The sequence below is a fragment of the Rhodococcus sp. H-CA8f genome (assembly GCF_002501585.1).
GTDB classification, from domain to species: Bacteria; Actinomycetota; Actinomycetes; order Mycobacteriales; family Mycobacteriaceae; genus Rhodococcus_F; species Rhodococcus_F erythropolis.
Map to the genome: position 1 here is coordinate 4,559,413 of NZ_CP023720.1, position 16,664 is coordinate 4,576,076.

General features: G+C 62.9%; 17 protein-coding genes. 5 read left to right on the forward strand and 12 right to left on the reverse strand.

All coding sequences use genetic code 11. The annotated features are described in order from the left end of the window. Positions 1 to 2: 2 nt before the first annotated feature. The 4 genes from CPI83_RS21155 to CPI83_RS21170 form a co-directional block, all read right to left on the reverse strand. Positions 3 to 764, reverse strand: coding sequence for an ESX secretion-associated protein EspG (locus tag CPI83_RS21155; protein WP_097387662.1), 762 nt, complete (start codon positions 762 to 764; stop codon positions 3 to 5). Then, entirely contained in the window at positions 761 to 2,290 is a 1,530-nt protein-coding gene (locus CPI83_RS21160) for a hypothetical protein (protein ID WP_097387663.1), read from the reverse strand. Before CPI83_RS21160 ends, CPI83_RS21155 begins: the two co-directional genes overlap by 4 nt. A 127-nt stretch (positions 2,291 to 2,417) precedes the next feature. Next, positions 2,418 to 3,614: an Ig-like domain-containing protein gene (locus tag CPI83_RS21165; protein ID WP_031333043.1), complete on the reverse strand. Its 1,197-nt coding sequence runs from the start codon at positions 3,612 to 3,614 to the stop codon at positions 2,418 to 2,420. 32 nt (positions 3,615 to 3,646) lie between these two features. Further along, positions 3,647 to 4,690, reverse strand: a complete 1,044-nt coding sequence (locus CPI83_RS21170) for a UDP-N-acetylmuramate dehydrogenase (RefSeq protein WP_020906754.1) — start codon at positions 4,688 to 4,690, stop codon at positions 3,647 to 3,649. Between the two features lie 74 nt (positions 4,691 to 4,764). On the opposite strand from CPI83_RS21170, the gene CPI83_RS21175 reads away from it, so the two are divergent. The 3 genes from CPI83_RS21175 to CPI83_RS21185 all read left to right on the forward strand — a co-directional run bounded on the left by CPI83_RS21175 (position 4,765) and on the right by CPI83_RS21185 (position 6,635). Continuing rightward, positions 4,765 to 5,262 (forward strand): DUF2505 domain-containing protein, encoded by a 498-nt coding sequence (locus CPI83_RS21175; RefSeq protein ID WP_019744408.1) that lies wholly within the window; start codon positions 4,765 to 4,767, stop codon positions 5,260 to 5,262. A 76-nt stretch (positions 5,263 to 5,338) separates the two neighbouring features. Further along, complete coding sequence (locus CPI83_RS21180; protein WP_019744409.1) at positions 5,339 to 5,839, forward strand: DUF2505 domain-containing protein; 501 nt, start codon at positions 5,339 to 5,341, stop codon at positions 5,837 to 5,839. A 7-nt stretch (positions 5,840 to 5,846) separates the two neighbouring features. After that, positions 5,847 to 6,635 carry a hypothetical protein gene (locus CPI83_RS21185; protein WP_019744410.1) on the forward strand — a complete coding sequence of 263 codons (789 nt, stop codon included), beginning with the start codon at positions 5,847 to 5,849 and terminating at the stop codon, positions 6,633 to 6,635. 70 nt (positions 6,636 to 6,705) lie between these two features. Here CPI83_RS21185 and CPI83_RS21190 read toward each other — a convergent pair whose 3' ends face one another. The 3 genes from CPI83_RS21190 to CPI83_RS21200 all read right to left on the reverse strand — a co-directional run bounded on the left by CPI83_RS21190 (position 6,706) and on the right by CPI83_RS21200 (position 11,141). Continuing rightward, a complete protein-coding gene (locus CPI83_RS21190) occupies positions 6,706 to 8,739 on the reverse strand; it encodes an Ig-like domain-containing protein (protein ID WP_097387664.1) in 2,034 nt (677 codons plus the stop codon). 81 nt (positions 8,740 to 8,820) lie between these two features. Further along, positions 8,821 to 10,251, reverse strand: a complete 1,431-nt coding sequence (locus CPI83_RS21195; protein WP_232816780.1) for an Ig-like domain-containing protein — start codon at positions 10,249 to 10,251, stop codon at positions 8,821 to 8,823. Positions 10,252 to 10,562: 311 nt separating this feature from the next. Beyond that, positions 10,563 to 11,141 (reverse strand): hypothetical protein, encoded by a 579-nt coding sequence (locus tag CPI83_RS21200; RefSeq protein ID WP_097387666.1) that lies wholly within the window; start codon positions 11,139 to 11,141, stop codon positions 10,563 to 10,565. Between the two features lie 127 nt (positions 11,142 to 11,268). Between CPI83_RS21200 and CPI83_RS21205 the strand changes: the two genes are divergently transcribed. Then, positions 11,269 to 12,039, forward strand: a complete 771-nt coding sequence (locus CPI83_RS21205) for a DUF2993 domain-containing protein (protein WP_029254824.1) — start codon at positions 11,269 to 11,271, stop codon at positions 12,037 to 12,039. Here CPI83_RS21205 and deoC read toward each other — a convergent pair. Next, positions 12,036 to 12,701, reverse strand: a complete 666-nt coding sequence (deoC, locus tag CPI83_RS21210; RefSeq protein ID WP_020906748.1) for a deoxyribose-phosphate aldolase — start codon at positions 12,699 to 12,701, stop codon at positions 12,036 to 12,038. The genes CPI83_RS21205 and deoC overlap by 4 nt on opposite strands. A gap of 64 nt (positions 12,702 to 12,765) precedes the next feature. Here deoC and purU point away from each other — a divergent pair, with 64 nt between their 5' ends. After that, a complete protein-coding gene (purU, locus tag CPI83_RS21215) occupies positions 12,766 to 13,653 on the forward strand; it encodes a formyltetrahydrofolate deformylase (RefSeq protein ID WP_003941509.1) in 888 nt (295 codons plus the stop codon). A gap of 12 nt (positions 13,654 to 13,665) precedes the next feature. Here the strand turns inward: purU and CPI83_RS21220 are convergent, their stop codons facing one another. The 4 genes from CPI83_RS21220 to CPI83_RS21235 form a co-directional block, all read right to left on the reverse strand. Continuing rightward, positions 13,666 to 14,697, reverse strand: coding sequence for an alpha/beta hydrolase (locus tag CPI83_RS21220; protein WP_021333908.1), 1,032 nt, complete (start codon positions 14,695 to 14,697; stop codon positions 13,666 to 13,668). Between the two features lie 168 nt (positions 14,698 to 14,865). Further along, a complete protein-coding gene (locus CPI83_RS21225) occupies positions 14,866 to 15,162 on the reverse strand; it encodes a DUF2516 family protein (protein WP_003941505.1) in 297 nt (98 codons plus the stop codon). Between the two features lie 96 nt (positions 15,163 to 15,258). Continuing rightward, on the reverse strand, positions 15,259 to 16,086 hold the full coding sequence (locus CPI83_RS21230) for a heparin-binding hemagglutinin (RefSeq protein WP_019744417.1): 828 nt from the start codon (positions 16,084 to 16,086) through the stop codon (positions 15,259 to 15,261). Then, positions 16,079 to 16,585: a helix-turn-helix transcriptional regulator gene (locus CPI83_RS21235; RefSeq protein WP_019744418.1), complete on the reverse strand. Its 507-nt coding sequence runs from the start codon at positions 16,583 to 16,585 to the stop codon at positions 16,079 to 16,081. Before CPI83_RS21235 ends, CPI83_RS21230 begins: the two co-directional genes overlap by 8 nt. Positions 16,586 to 16,664: the final 79 nt, after the last annotated feature.

The window sequence follows — 16,664 nt, forward strand, 5'->3', positions numbered from 1 at the left end:
AGCTAGAGCCTCGGGCGAATCGACTGACGGAGGACGGAGTCGAGATTGCGTGCAATCTCGGCCTCCGTCACTTCCGCGGAAGCGCCGCGGGCACTCACGGTTTCACCCGCGGTGATGATGTACCGACCGTCGCCGGCATAGTCGTACCAGTGGAATGTTATTCCGTCGTCTGTCGGCCTGCTGTCGACGGCTCCTCCCGGGTATGCGGTGACTTCACCGATCGAGGTCCGCTCTCGGCCGAAGAATCTGCTCACTTCCTCGCTCCCGCGCGCACCGGCTGCGCTGCTCAGAAAGCTCTGCCTCCCGGCAGTTTTCGGCCTTTCGATGTTCAGGCCACGCTCCGATCCAGCGGGGCAGGTCGGCAGGTGATCGACGAGCATCCGTGGAATTGCCGATGGGCGTGCGACGGTGAAAACCACGTCGGAGCCACAGTCGACAGTCCTGCCGGGCAGTTGAGTCAGGAGCACACCCAGGTCGCCGGCAACAACACCGTGCAATCGCGTCACCGTACTCATTTTCTGCCCGTGAAAACCGGAAACCTCCACACGAGCATCAGGATTCGCAAGAGCACCGAGAACGTGATGCAGCCGATCGTCGAGCACGGCAGACAGGTGCGCTCCCGCTCGACGTCGCTCCGCTGTCAGCTCGTTCATGGTGTCGGCCGCCGGACGAAACCGCAGCGGGTACGGGAGTCGGTCACGTCCGACCGCTTCCCAGAGAATCTGGAATTCGAGGCCGGTGAACTGCCATTGCATGGTGGTCATTCGCCCAGTACCGCCGGGGAGACCATGGGTAGGTCGCCGATCAGGGCGTTGCCGTTCTCGACGGTGACGAGGTAGCCGGGGGTGTCGTGAACGTTGTCTTCGTCTTGCCCTTGCCCTCGTCCCGGTGCCATGCCGCCGACGCCACCCATCGCGCCCCGACCGCTCTGCGCGCCCGTCGCCGAAGTACCGCCAGTTCCGTTGACTCCCCCACGTCCGCCACCGGCGAGGCCACCGCCGCCAGGTCCGCCAGGTCCGAGGGCTCCACCTCCGGTTCCGCCTGGCCCGAAGCCGCCGGTACCGATTCCACCGGCAGAACCTCCACCCGAACCGCTACCCACCAGGCCCGACGGCACGCCGGAACCGAGCTGAGCACCATTCGGAGTTGCACGGGCAAGGCCATCCGGCGCTGCACCGGCGGACAGTGGACCGGCATGTGCCGCGGTGGTCCCGGCCGGGCCGGAATCGTTTGCGGACCGGGCGGCGTCGGCACCGGAATTCCCTTGGGCGTCAACACCACTACGGTTGTCACCATTTCCGGAATTGGGGCCTAAAGGGTTCTGACCGGAACCGTCTCCGGCCGGATTTGCACCGCCGGAGTTTCCACCGTCCACTCCTCCACCAACTCCGCCACCCGACGCCGATGGCGCGCCGAGCCCGTTCCCCGTTCCCGAGGCCATACCTCCGCCGGAACCACCACCACCGAATGCGCCGCCACTTCCAGCCCCGCCACTGCCGGTGACCGGATTGAAAGCGGCCGGGAGGATCGGCACCTGGTCGTCCGCACGCTTCATGTACGGCAGATACACGTCCTTCATCACCTGGCGCGCTTGACGTTCGGCTTCTTCCGCTTCGTATTGGGCCTGCTTCCACGTAGCCCCGGGAACCAGGCTGAGAAACCTCTCGACCGTCGAGGCGCCGTCGGGTGCCGGAATCGAGCGTTTGGCCTCGTCGAGTGCGATCTTCGCCTCCTCGATCTTGTTCGAGATCAGATCGACCCGCACCTTCAGCTCACCCGCATCAGCCGAGTAGGCCAGCACTGCTTCCAACGCAGCCGAGCCGCCGCGCCCCTGCCAGCCTTCGGTGATTGCACCGTTCACATCGTTCTGGAACTTCCCGATGCCAGATTCCACCCGGCCGGCAATGGCCTTCCAGGCCTCACCGATTGCACTCAGGGTTGCCGGATTCATCTCGTTGACGTGGTCGAAGATTTCGGAGTGCGACATCGCATCGAAAGGATCGTCGTCCACGATTGCATGTTCGCTGTACTCGAGCGATGACGTCTGGGCGGTGAGGGCATCGCGCTCACCCCAGGCTCGTGCGCGCTCTGCATCGGCGTCGGCGGTCGCAACAGCCATCTCGTCGTCGAACGCGCCGCGGTCGTCGGTTACGGATTGCACCAGAGCAGACGTAGCGATTGCGCTCGCGATGGGAGCGCCGACAACTGGCAACGCCGCCACGCCGGACGGGGCGGCCTGCGTCGCTTCGGAGATCCTGCCAAGCACATCTTCCAGAAATGGAATGCCCACCGCTGCCCCCTGACGTCGAAATCCCCGTCGGACTCCCCCGAGCCGACAGCGCTTACCTGTATTGACGCAAGCAACGCCCGGATGGTTCCGCTCGTCGACGGATTTCTCGGTTCACAGCAGTAGAGACTTACGCCAGTGCAGACATCGACTTCCAGGTCGGCAAATCGATCGCCCAGTCGTAGATGTCGCCGTCCGCAGGCGACAGGTCGATCGACGTGCCGGTCACCTCGACGGGGTCACCGTAGAGGGCGGTTCCGAAGTATTCCTGCGCGTCGGATGTCGACAGGTTGATGCAACCGTTCGTGACGTTCGACGAGCCCTGCACCCCGGTGGTCTGAGGATTGGCGTGGATGAATTCGCCGTTGTTGGAGATGCGCACCGCCCAACGCTCACGCACGTTCTCGTAGAACGGCGGATTGGACATCATGAAGTCTTCGTACTTCTCCGTCACCATGTGAATGCCGCTGCGCGTGACGTTTCGAGGTTCGTTTCCCTCGCCGTAGCTGACGGGAATGTCCATGATCGTCTGACCGTCTCGCACCACCTGCATGCGGTGGCTCGGCGCGTTCGCCTTCACGATCTGGCTACGACCGATCGTGAAGTCGAGCGTGAGATCCTGGTCGCCGTAAGCGCCACCGCCGTAGTTCAAGCCGTAGAGCTTGGCGTCCAGATGGACAGTTGTGCCCGGCACCCAGTAATCGGCCGGTCGCCAATGGGCCCGTGATCCGCCGTTGTCGTCGGCCAGCCATGCCCACGATCCGGCGGTGGGCGGCACGGTGGTCACGACAAGCGCCTTCTCGACGGCCGCCTTGTCGACGACGGAGTTGTCGAACTGCAACGTGATCGGTGCCGCGATACCAACTTCCTGGCCGTCGGCGATGTTGAGGGTGGCGCCGGTGGTCGACTCCGGGGCGACCGTCGTAAAGCTCCCCTGCACTGGCACGGATTTGCCGTCGGTTCCGGTTGCCGAGCCCGACCACGAATACGTGGTGCCGTAGCCGAGTGCCTCACTGACGGTGAACGTCGTCTTGTCAGGCGAGAGTTGTCCGGCGACGGCCTTACCGGCCGCGTTGCTGAGATTGACGTCGGCCAGTGTTCCCTGGGTCACCGCAACCGAGACGGGCGCGACCGGGCTGACGTCTTTGGTACCGGGTGCCGGCGTCGACACCACGGTCGCAACAGGTGCTGGTTCGGCGGCCGCCGCACCGCCCTGTCCGTCCTTGCCACCGATCGTGCAGCCGACAGCGGCCACCATCACAGCGAGCAATACAGCTACCAACGCAACAAGACGCGAACGACTTCTCCGACCACCCAGCTCATGCACTTCAACAGGCTACCTGCGGGCTCCGTCAGGAATCAGATGGTGAAGCCCACAGTTACCGGTTCCGGTTCAAGGTGGACACCGAACGCGGCTTCGACGCCGTCGCGAACCGTCCGCGCGAGCGAGACCACATCCGCGCTCGTTGCCGACCCTCTGTTGGTCAACGCCAAGGTGTGTTTCGTCGACAGCCTGGCCGGTGCATCTTCACCGGGATAACCCTTCGAGAATCCGGCCCGTTCGATCAACCATCCGGCCGAGAGCTTGGTTCCACCACTGCCCGGGAACTGCGGCACGGTGACGTCTCCGAGCTGTTCGGTTATTGCTCCGAGCACAGCGGGCAGCTTGTCGTCCGGCACCACGGGGTTGGTGAAGAAGGAACCCGCGCTCCAAGTGTCGTGGTCGTACGGATCGAGCACCATCGCCTTGCCTGTCCGCAATCCCAGAACCGCCTCGCGGACCTGCGACGCAGGCAACCGCTCGCCTTCCTCGGCCCCGAGTGCGGTGAACAGTTCGCGGTACGCGAGCGGGGCGCTCAATCCGTCGGTCGACGCATCGAATTCGACGGCGAGAACCACTGCTGCATCGGAATGCTTGAGAACACTCGACCGGTAGCCCAACTCGAGTTTCGACGGTTCGACCCACGACACTTCGCCGCTGCGTCGGTCGAGCAATTGAACCTGCCGGAGCCGCGAGCCCACCTCGACGCCGTACGCGCCGACGTTCTGCACCGGCGTCGCACCGGTCGAGCCCGGAATCCCGGACAGGCATTCGAGGCCGCCCAGTTCCGCGGCGACGGATTGGCCGACTACTTCGTCCCACACTGCGCCCGCTTCGGCAATGACGCGGTCCGTGTCGAGGCTCACGGTGGTGTTGGCCACACGAACGACAACTCCGTCGAATCCCGCGTCCGAGATCACGAGATTCGATCCGCCGGCGAGAATCAGCGTCGGGATCTGCTCGCGATCGAGCAGCGTCACGACGTCGATCAACGACTGCGTCGTCGGGCATTCGGCGAGCAGCCGCGCCGGTCCCCCGATTCGGAGCGTCGTCAATCCCGACAAGTCAACGTTCTCGGACACGAAAGCGCCTGATTCCACGACGCGTCTGCCAATGGTTACGTCCCACACATCGATAAACGGTAGCCTCCACAATCGTGAGCCGTCGCATCGAGCATTCGTCGAAGTACACAGTCCCCGCCGAGAAGGTCCATGAGGCGGTGACCTCCGAGCAGTACTGGCGCGACCGAATCGTCGCTGTCGGTGGTCCCGGCGCGGCGATCGAAGAGCTGACCGTTCGCGACGAGACCGTCGCGGTCACGATGTCGCAGATCATTGCTGCCGAGCATCTCCCGAGCATGGTGTCGAAGGTCGTCAACGGCGACATCGTCATCAAGCGCAGTGAGACGATGGCTCCTTTCAAGGACGGCAAGGCCACGGGCACCTTCTCCGCCCACGTCGACGGTGTTCCCGCCCGTATCGAGGGCACGCAGGTCCTGACTGGTGACGAGAACTCCGCCACTCTCGAGATCGAGGGTGAGGTCGAGGTCAAGATCCCGTTCCTCGGCGGAAAGATCGAAAGCGCGATCGTCGACGAGGTTGTCCGGCTCATCCAGGCCGAACAGGACTTCACCCGGGAGTGGATCGCGAAGTAAAATCCTGCGGGCGGCGATAGTTGTGGATACGGCCAATTTGGCTTGTCACAGCGCGTAACAGGTATTCTTTCCGACCATGGCTCGCCGCATCGACTACTCCGCCCGCTATCAGCACTCCCCCGAGCAGGTCTACGCGGCACTGGCGGACCGCTCGTACTGGGAGGCCCGCGTCGAGGAGATGCGCAAGCATTCCGAGAACCATGTGGAACATTTCGAGGTCACCGATTCCGGAATCGATCTCGTGCTGCACCACATTCTCCCGCGCACCGATTTGCCGGACATTGCTCAGACGGTGATGAAGAAGGATCTGGTCATCACGCGCAAGGAGTCGTACGGCGCCTTCGGCGACACCGTGACCGGAACGTACGAAGCGTCCATCCCGGCCGGGCCGGGGAATCTGTCCGGCACCATGGAGTTGTTCGCGACCGATACCGGGTCCACGCTGCGAACCACGTCCGAGGCGAAGGTCTTCATACCGTTCATCGGCGCGAAGTTGGAACAGCTCATGCTCATCAACCTCGTCGATCTGTTCCGCACCGAAGCCCAGGTCACCGCGACCTGGCTCGCCGCACGCTGAAGCCGACGTGAAGAAGGCTCCACCCCCGAAGATCGAGGGGGTCATCACCCGTGGCACGACGGGGATCAACAGACTGCGACGAAGTGACCGGTGGATCGTCCACAACCGCACTATCGCTCGCGCCCTGAACAATGCGGCCGATCCGTTGATCGTCGACCTCGGGTACGGGGCGAGGCCGGACACCACCTTCGAGATGGCAAGCCGCCTCACCGCTGTCCGGCGGGATCGACGCGTCATCGGGCTCGAGATCGACCCCGCCCGCGTGGTCGAGAGTCGTGACGGTGTCAGCTTCGCCCGTGGCGGATTCGAACTGGCCGGTCTCACACCCGTTTTCGTACGCGCCTTCAACGTCCTCCGGCAATACCCGGAGGACGCTGTGGACTCTGCGTGGGCACACATTCAGTCCGGCCTCGCCCCGGGCGGACTGCTACTCGACGGAACCTGCGACGAGCTCGGAAGGCGTTGCGCCTGGGTGCTTCTCGACGCCGATCGTCCATTGACCCTGACACTGGCCTGGGACCCCTTCGACATCGAGCGTCCTTCCGACATCGCGGAACGTCTCCCGAAGGCTCTCATTCACCGCAACGTTCCAGGTGAGCCGATCCACGCGCTGCTCAGCGCGGCCGATCGAGCCTGGGCCACCGCTGCGCCACACGCCTCCTTCGGACCTCGACATCGCTGGGCTGCCGCATTGGAAATTCTTCGGGCGCAAGGAATTCCCGTGCAGCCCGCGCGACGACGTCTTCGCGACTGCATCCTGACGGTGCCATGGCATGTCGTAGCGCCGAACCCCTGACCTCGCAGACGGGAAACGCCTCGCCGCAGAAGTTGTCTCTGCGGCGAGGCGTCTGTGTGCAGGCGTCGGGCTAGGACCCGAAGATGTTTTCCAGGCTTCCCAGCGAACCTGTCGAACTGCCGCCGTTGCCGGGCTCTCCGCCGTCGGACTCTGCCGTGATCTTGACGGTGACTGCAGCCTGGGTCTCGGAACCGAGGTAGCCGTCAGTTCCGCTGAACACCGCGGTGATTCGGCGATCTCCGAGTTCGGTGAAGGTGTGCGAGAGCGTGGCCTTACCGTTCACCACCGCAACCGGTCCACCGATCGGGGTGGTTCCGTCCATGAACTGAACCGTTCCTGCGCTGAGCGTAGGTACCACTGCCGCAACGAGATCAACCTTCGCGCCCTTGACCGCTGACGCCGGAGCGCTCACGGTGATGGACGTTTCCTGATCCTCCGCGGCCGGAGCCGTGACCGAAACCGAGTGAGCGGCCGAGGTAGAGGTGAGGAATCCTGTTGCACCCGAGTAGACGGCCGTGATGTCGTGCGTACCGACGCTCGCGAACTCGTGCATGATCGACGCCTTGCCCTCGACGACCGGCACCGGCGAGCCGAGATTGCCCGAGCCGTCCTTGAACTGCACCGTGCCACCCACCGGCGACGGAGTGACCGCCACGGAGAGACCCACTGCCGTACCGGTTTTCGCATCCGCCGGAACGGTCAAGACCGTCTCGGTCTGCTGGTCGGTGGGAGCCGGCGCCTTGACGTTCACAGTCTGGGCGTTCGATGTCGAACCCAGGTAGTTGCCCGAACCCGAGAATACTGCGGTGATGCTGTACTCACCCGCCACGTTGAAGGTCGGCATGGTTGTCGCCTTACCCGTGGCGTCCACTGGAACCGAGGGGCCCAGATCCCTGCCACCTTCCTTGAACTGCACGGTGCCACCTGCAGCACCGGTCGAGACCGAGGCAGTGAACGACAATGCCTCTCCGGTCGAAGCGGTCGACGGGCCGACGAGGGTGGTCGTTGTGTTCTCCTCGACCACCACCGGAGCGACTGTCAACGCATGCGGCGCTGACGTCGAAGTCTGGTAGACACCGGAACCGGAGTACACCGCCACGATCGAATGTGCGCCTTCTGCATAGGAATTCGCCAGTGACGCCTTGCCGTTGGCGTCGACCGCAACAGCGCCGCCGAGGTCGGTTGCACCGTCTTTGAACTGCACCGTGCCACCCGCCGGAGTAGGCGACACCGTAGCCTCGACGGTCACGGACTCACCTGCGACCGCACTCGCGGGACCGGTAATCGTGGTTGCAGTGCTCTTGTCCGCTTCGGATACGACGACGTCGACAGCTGACGACGTTGAGGTCGCCACCTTTGCATTACCGAGGTACTTGGCCGTCACGCTGTGGGTTCGGACGTCAGCCGGTGTCCAGGCAAGTGTTGCAACACCATTGGCGAGCGCGCCCGCACCGATCTTGGTGCCACCGTCGAAGAACTCCACCGAATCACCGTCGGCACCACCGGTCACCGTCGCACTCAACGTCACCGGCTGCCCCACCTGAGCGCCACTGACCGGTGACACGGCCGTCGTCGAGACGTTCTTCTGAACATTGATCGACGGGCCACGACCATTCGTCGTGTCGTCAACGAACACCGTCCCGTCGAAATGCACCGTCGTCGACAAATTGGTACCACGAGCACAATCCGCGCCGACGCGATACTGGAATTCGAACGTCTTGACGTCACCGCCCCACATCGGCCACTCCGTAGCACCCGCACTCAACCGAACAGAATCAGTAGCCACCTCGTTGACACGGAACGCACTACCGTTCACCGTCGCCGAACCATCGACATACGTCATACACGCCGGATGAAAATCGCGCACCGCATACAGATTGTGAACCCCAGCAGTTCGCTTGAACACCGTCTTCGACGTGATCACATCACCCTCGGACGGCGTGCCGTTACTGATCGTCCGAGTCACCTTGTACCCATCGGAATTGAACTCCGCCGTCACCGGAGCCGCACCAGCAACCCCGACACCCGCAACCGCCGCGAAACCCGCAGCAACAGCAAACACACTCAAACCTGCAACTGCACGACGTGCAGAACCTACAGACATAGATTTTCCTTCTCGAGAAGTGAGGGATATGGGTGATGCCCCACCACCTGAAGCGGGCGGGGCATCACCGGGTATCGATTGCTAGGAGCCGAAGATGTTGCCGAGGCTGCCGAGCGAACCGGTGCCGTTGCCTGGTTCTTCACCGTCGACCGGTGCGGCGATCTGGACGGAGACCTGATCGGAGGATGCCGTCACTGTGCCGGCGCCCGAGTACTCCGCCGCGACAATTCGCTGACCCTGAGTTGCGGGCTTCCACGAAAGGCTGGCCTTTCCGGATGAATCGACCGTAGCCGTGCCGATGACGGTCTCGCCGTCCTTGAAGGTGACTGTGCCACCGGCATTTGCAGGACTGATCTGAGCGGAGATCGTCTGTGCAACGCCGACCTGCCCCGCTACTACGCTGAGATCTGTTGTGGAGCTTGTTGTTCCGGCGGACTGTTCGGCGACTGTCACATTCGCGGTGGTACTCGACCCGGTGACACCGGATCTGCCGGAGAATACAGCCTCGACGGTCTGCGCACCGGCACCCGTCGGAACCCAGGCGTAGGTCGCTTCACCGTTGCCTGCCACCGGCACCGAAGCGAGCACCGTTCCGCCGACCTTGAACGTGACCGTTCCACCGGTGCCCGACGCGGACACAGCCGCTTTGAGAGTGGTCGACTTGCCGACCTGCGCGCCCGAGATCGGCGCCAGCGTCGTACTGGACTGAGCATCGGCCTGCGAAACGTTCACGATCAGCGCTGCCGAAGCGGAACCGACGGCACGCGCCGTGTCGGCGAACTTCGCTGTGATCGAGTGATCTCCACGGGTGGTCGGTGTCCAGGCAAGTGTTGCAACACCATTGGCGAGCGCGCCCGCACCGATCTTGGAACCTGCGTCGAAGAACTCCACCGAATCACCGTCGGCACCACCGGTCACCGTCGCACTCAACGTCACCGGCTGCCCCACCTGAGCGCCACTGACCGGTGACACAGCCGTCGTCGAGACGTTCTTCTGAACATTGATCGACGGGCCACGACCATTCGTCGTGTCGTCAACGAACACCGTCCCGTCGAAATGCACCGTCGTCGACAAATTGGTACCACGAGCACAATCCGCGCCGACGCGATACTGGAATTCGAACGTCTTGACGTCACCGCCCCACATCGGCCACTCCGTAGCACCCGCACTCAACCGAACAGAATCAGTAGCCACCTCGTTGACACGGAACGCACTACCGTTCACCGTCGCCGAACCATCGACATACGTCATACACGCCGGATGAAAATCGCGCACCGCATACAGATTGTGAACCGCGGCAGTTCGCTTGAACACCGTCTTCGACGTGATCACATCACCCTCGGACGGCGTGCCGTTACTGATCGTCCGAGTCACCTTGTACCCATCGGAATTGAACTCCGCCGTCACCGGAGCCGCACCAGCAACCCCGACACCCGCAACCACGGCAAAACCCGCAGAAATAGCAAACACACTCAAACCACCGACAACACGACGAACACCACTCACGGACATCCACATCCCTCTCGCACACGGGAGCAGACAGCCGTCCAGGACAAGCGTCCGTCTGCTTTTGATGCCGTGACGTTATCCCATTGACTGTAAAGTAACTACGCTTTTCGCCGAATTAGTTCATCGCCGACATCACCAAGCTGCAGCGATCATGGGTCGAAAGTCCCGAAGTACTGGTGCAGATATCGCTCCACCTGGACTGAAGTCAGAATATTCGCCCCGAAGTAGCGAATTTCAAATCTCTGATATTGGTGTCATATTCGATTTCGAACGTGATGCCAGAAGGTCGCAGAAGCATAGAAAATCAATCTCGACTACAGGCTTGCGGCGAGCGCCAACTCCACTCGGACGGCAACGTCGATGCTCGCGTTTTCACACGAGAGATACAACTCGTGCGCGTCCAGTCGACCTATCGCTACCGCATCGGCGACTACTTCGTTGAGCAGAACTTGAGAAATTCCACCGGATGCGAGGTCGTGCACGGTACGCAGAGGCGTGGTGATGCGGATGGGTCCGATCTGTTCGCACTCGTCGTCCGCGAGCGGCAGTCGGTGCAGGGCGACTTGGCGGGTCGGCGCCGCGAGTGGGTGCGCTGTCGAGAGATGAATGAAGCGAGGTTGCAGGTGCCCGAGGCCATGTAGATCTGCGGCGCTGTAATGCGAGACGGTGGCGCTACCGGCGAACCACGTGCACCACTTCGCAAATTCGTCCAAGGCAGTATGTCTGACGCGTTCGAGGCGAAAGAGTCCGCGGCACTCACATGTCCATGTTCCGGATTCCGTCATCTCCTCCATCAACGCCAGACCGAAACCCAGTTCGGACGCTTGGAGAGCCGTGACAAATCCACACTGTCGCAGCGCCAGCAGCTCGAGTGATTCGTAGTCCGAAGCCATGACCACCTCCGGTGACCGTCGAAAACGCCGTTTCGAACAGACTACGGGCGACTGTGTCGCGCATCACAGGAATGAGGAAGTGCGTATTCACAGAGTTCGTTCAGACTCGTCGGGAAGAATCTGGCGAATGACTGTCGCAGCGAACAACCCTCGTCCGCGCAACCGAGTGCTCGTCATCCTTCTCGTGGTGATCGCCGTGCTCGTGGCGGCACTCGTCGGTGGAGAACTGTACGTACGCAACCAGGTGAAGACCTGCATGGCCGATCAGTTCCAGAGCGAACTGGGATCCCAGGTCGACGTCGGGTTGAGCTGGAAGCCCGTACTCCTGCAGGCAGTCGACAAGAAGGTGCCGTACATCAGCATCGACAGTGACGACTCTTCGTTCGGCCCCGCAACGGGCATGCAGGTTCACGCGAAGGTGAACGACATCAACTTGCAGCCCTCGGCGGGTAACAGCGGCACCATCGGCAGCTCCAGCGCCGACGTCACCTGGTCTACCGCAGGCATTCTCGCCACCTTGCAGGAGCAGACCTTCGGTGGCCTCGTCTCCGGCGTCACCGCCGACTCGAGCGCCGGAACACTCGCGTTCGACGTCGGACCGGTCGGGCTCGCGAAGCTCACGGTCAAGCCCACCGTCACCAACGGTGTGGTCGACGTTCAGACCGTCGGCGCCGAGATTCTCGGATTGGGTCTGCCGACAGACCTGGTCGACGGCATCGTCCAGACACTCACCGACAGCCTGCAGACGTACCCGCTGGACATGAAGCCCACCAAGCTGACCGTCACCGACGACGCAATCCAGATCTCACTGGAGGGCGGCGCTTACGCCATGCCCGTCGCCGACGCGAACAACCAGAACGCCTCGGCGGTGCCGGACAGCTGCGGCCTGCTGACCTAGTCGGTCAGACCGTCCAATACTGCTCGGGTTCCGGACAATCCGAGACGGGTCGCGCCGGCCGCGATCATGTCGAGTGCGGCCTGCGTCGTACGTATTCCGCCACTGGCCTTGACTCCCACGCCTGGGCCGACCGTCCGTGCCATCAGTTCGACGGCCTCGACCGTCGCCCCACCCGCGGGGTGGAAGCCTGTGGAGGTCTTGACGAAGTTCGCCCCGGCACGCACGGCCGCGCGGCAGCATTCGACGATGGCCTCGTCGGACAGAGCAGCGGTTTCGAGAATCACTTTGAGGATCGCACTCTCCCCCATCGCCTCACGGACGGTGAGGATGTCTGCGAGCACAGCGCTGTAGTCGCCGGCGACCGCCGCTCCTACGTCGATGACCATGTCGATCTCGGTAGCGCCCTGATCGACGGCCAGTCGCGCTTCGGCACCCTTGACCAGTGAATGATGCTTCCCCGACGGGAATCCGACGACGGCCGCCGTCACCAGTCCGTCGGCGCGAATCGGCAACATCGACGGCGAGACACAGACGGCCAGCACACCGAGGCTGCGTGCCTCGTCGATCAGGGCGGTCACATCGGCCGCGGTGGCTTCGGGTTTGAGGAGAGTGTGGTCCACCATCGCGGCAACCTGGGAACGAGTGAGTGCAGCTTCAGACATGATGGAAAGCTTGGCACACCACCACGCGACCGTCGCCGCAGCCGCACCTGAGAGACTAGGCCGCATGACCGCTGCACCTTCGATCGACGATCGTCGCTATGTTCTGTCCCTCGGCTGCCCCGACACCACGGGCATCGTCGCACGCATCTCGACCTTTCTCACCGACGTCGGTGGATGGATCGTGGAGGCCGCATACCACGCCGATGCCGACACCGGATGGTTCTTCACGCGTCAGGCGGTCCGCGCGTCGTCTGTGAGCATGAGCATCGACGAGCTTCGTGAACGGTTCAAAGCTGTTGCGGCCGAGATCGGTCCGGAAACCGAGTGGACTCTTCACGACTCCGGCGCACCCAAGAAGATCGTGCTGCTCGTGAGCAAGGAAGGTCACTGCTTGCATGACCTCCTGGGCCGCGCCGCGGGCGGAGAACTTCCGGCAGAGATCAGCGCCGTCATCGGAAATCACGAAGACCTGCGCAGTGTCACCGAGCGCCACGGGATCGACTTCCACCACGTTCCGTTCGCCAAGGACCCGGCCGAACGGGGACCGTCCTTCGAGAAGGTCCGCGCTCTGGTCGACGCCCACAACCCCGACGCCGTGGTTCTTGCACGCTTCATGCAGGTGCTTCCCGAATCACTGTGCGAGCACTGGGCCGGCCGCGCGATCAACATCCACCACAGCTTCTTGCCGTCGTTCATCGGTGCCCGCCCCTATCACCAGGCGTTCGCCCGCGGCGTGAAGTTGATCGGCGCCACCTGCCACTACGTGACCGCCGAACTCGATGCCGGTCCGATCATCGAGCAGGACGTGATCCGCGTCGACCACGCCGACGATGTCGCCGACATGGTCCGCCAGGGTCGAGACATCGAAAAGCTCGTGCTCTCACGCGGACTGCGCTGGCACCTCGAGGATCGGGTTCTGGTCCACGGGCGCAAGACGGTCGTCTTCAGCTAGAGCTGCGTTGCGCTAGAGATTGCGCAGTCGCACGATTTCCTTGTCGAACTCGTCGATGTTCTCGATCGACGACATGTGACCGACGCCCGGCAACACGATCAACCGTTCGAGGTTGCCGGCGTCGTCGAGGACCTGCGCAAGCTTGCGCGCATGGACCGGCGGAGTGAGCCGATCGAGCGAACCGACGAGCACGGTGGTCGGCACTTCGAGATTGTCGAGTCCCTCGTGAATGTCGAGGGTGCTCAGCGCTGCTCCCCAACCGCCACGAATACGCGGCTTGCACTCACGAACGATGTTCTCGCAGAACTGAATCTCGGCCTTGGTCGCGTTCGGTGACATCGAGACGTACTGGATCGCCTTCGTCATGGCGCCCGAGGAGACAAACGGAACGGGCGAACTGAGGATGGCGCGGCCCACGGGGACCGGCACCCGAGGAAAGCGATTGGGCAGTGGGATGACCGTGGTCTCGGCGATCAACCTTTCACTCGCGGTGCTCGCGAGCATGACCGCCGACGCGTACTTCTTGACCTCGTCGGGGTGACGACCAGCCCAGGCGATGATGCTCATCCCGCCCATGCTGTGACCGACGATGACCGCCTTCTTGTCCTCGCGAACCGTGGCTGCCAGCACGGCAGAAAGGTCGTCGGCGAGGACGTCCGGGCCGAGCGGAAGATTACCGACGGTGCTGCGTCCGTGACCGCGTTGATCGTAGGTGATTACGCGATATTCACCGGCAAGCGCATTGACCTGCGGGTACCAGAATTCGGTTGAGCACGTCCAGCCGTGACTGAGAACGATCGGATCGCCGTCGACGGGACCGTAAGCCCGGACATTGATGATCGCACCGTCGTCGGTGGTCAGTTCGCTGATATCAGCTTTGAGCGTCGGAGTCTTCAGGAGTGCGTTGGGCTCGACGTCGCTCGAAAGAGTCAACCCGCGCGTGGATCGCCGATGACGGATCCCAGCGACTGCCGCGACGAGTGCTCCCACTCCGACGGCGCCTGCCAGTACTCGAAGCTCTGTGGTTCGCGAACGACTGGACATGCATTTACCCCTGACTGCTGCTGACGACAGACGGATGCAATCTATGTGTGACTGCCGTTAACCGACACTATCACTCGAACAACGCGCGTTGTCAGCGTTGGAGCGAAGAGTGGGGCAACACACGGTGACCTGGAACCGCGTCACCGGATGAGCAGAAACCGCGGCCCACTACCAGCGGGAACCGCCATGCTGGATGTCGTCCACGCGCGGTCGAACGTCGACGAGATATACACACACTGCAACAACCGCGATGATGCCCAGGAGACCGACAGGGGATGTCGCCAGCAGGATCAACGCCGCAACGATCAGAATTCCGAGCCAGATCGGCTTCGTCAATTTGTTGACCGCGGTAAAGGCGTCCGGACGCTGCCTGACGGCATGAACGATCGCGTAGACAGCACCCACCAACGCGAGCACTTTGAGTGCGAGAAAGATCAGACCGACTAGCCCATCGACTTGAGTCACAACTACATCCTAAGTTCTCATCCGGTTCCCGACGAACACGAAGGCTCCCACACTCGGCTGAGCGCGGGAGCCTTCGTCAGGTGAAGCTGGGCAAAATCAGGCCTTCTTGGCCGGAGCAGCCTTCTTGGCCGGAGCCGGCGCGGTGGCCTTGGCCGGAGCAGCCTTGGCCGGTGCAGCCTTGGCCGGAGCAGCCTTCTTGGCGGCGGTGGTCGCGCGCTCCTGGACGTCGGAAGCAGCAGCGGTCACGCGAGCGGCAGCTTCCTTGGAAGCCTCGTCTGCCTGGTCACCGAGGTCGAGGACCTTCAGTGCAGCCTCGTCGCCTGCATCGGCGATCTTCTCGCCGGCGTCCGCGATCTTCTCGCCGACCTCTTCTGCGGTGTCGGAGATGCGTCCGGCAGCGCGGCCGGCCAGCTTGGCAGCCTGCTCGCCCACGGCGCGCGTCTGACGAGCAACGGTTCCGAGTGCGTCTTCGGTCAGCTCGACGGCGTCGCCGAGTGCCGACTCTGCAGCAGCGATGCCCTCTTCGACTGCGGGCTGCTTGCGGATCCGCTCGACTGCGTCTTCGCCACGCTCTGCGAGGGAGTTGTACAGATCGCCGGCAACCTTGAGGTATGCCTCGGCGACCTTGCGGAGTTCCTCGGGTGCGAACTTCTCTCGCAGCTCAGCGAGCTCTTCGGGCAGCTCGGACGGCAGGCCGGCGAGACGCTCGCGCAGTGCCTCGACGCTCTCGGCAACGTCACCCTGAACGGAAGCGAGCTTCTCGCGGGCACCGTCGACACGGCCGTTGACGTCACCCTGGGTGTTCTCGGCGCGCTCACGAACCTGAGCGACTACATCGGCCACGGCCTGGACAACCAGGTCGCCTGCGCCGACAGCGGCGTAGAGCGAGGTCTTGACGCTGTCGATGGCGTTCTTGTCAGTCATCTTGTTCTCCTAGTGAAGTCTCGGTGTCTGGAATTGCGGCCGATTCAGCGAAATCGGGCGCTGCGGCTGGTCTGGACGACTCGTTCTCGCGACAGAACGAGTCGTAGATTTCGAGCAGTACTTGCTTCTGCCGTTCGTTGATGGCCGTCTCGGCCAACACCGCGTCCCTGATGGGACTGTGCGGGCGTTGTTCGAGATATCCCGCTTGGACGTACAGGACTTCTGATGAGACTCGAAGACCCTTGGCGATTTGCGCCAGTACGTCTGCCGACGGTTTACGCAATCCGCGTTCGATCTGACTCAGATACGGATTGCTGACGCCGGCGAGTTGAGCAAGTTGGCGCATCGAAACTTGGGCGGCTTCCCGCTGTGCACGAATGAACCCCCCGATGTCGTGTGCCGCAGAGCTGACGACGCGAGCTGCCAAGTCGCTTGCTCCGGCTGCGGCACCGGATAATTCACGATCTCCGTCATCGGAGTTCGTCGACTTCGCTGGCATTGCGTCCTCCCTTTCCAGTGGACATTTCCCAGGATAGGAGAGGGTGCTAACTATTGCAAGCACTACTGCTAGCACTCGT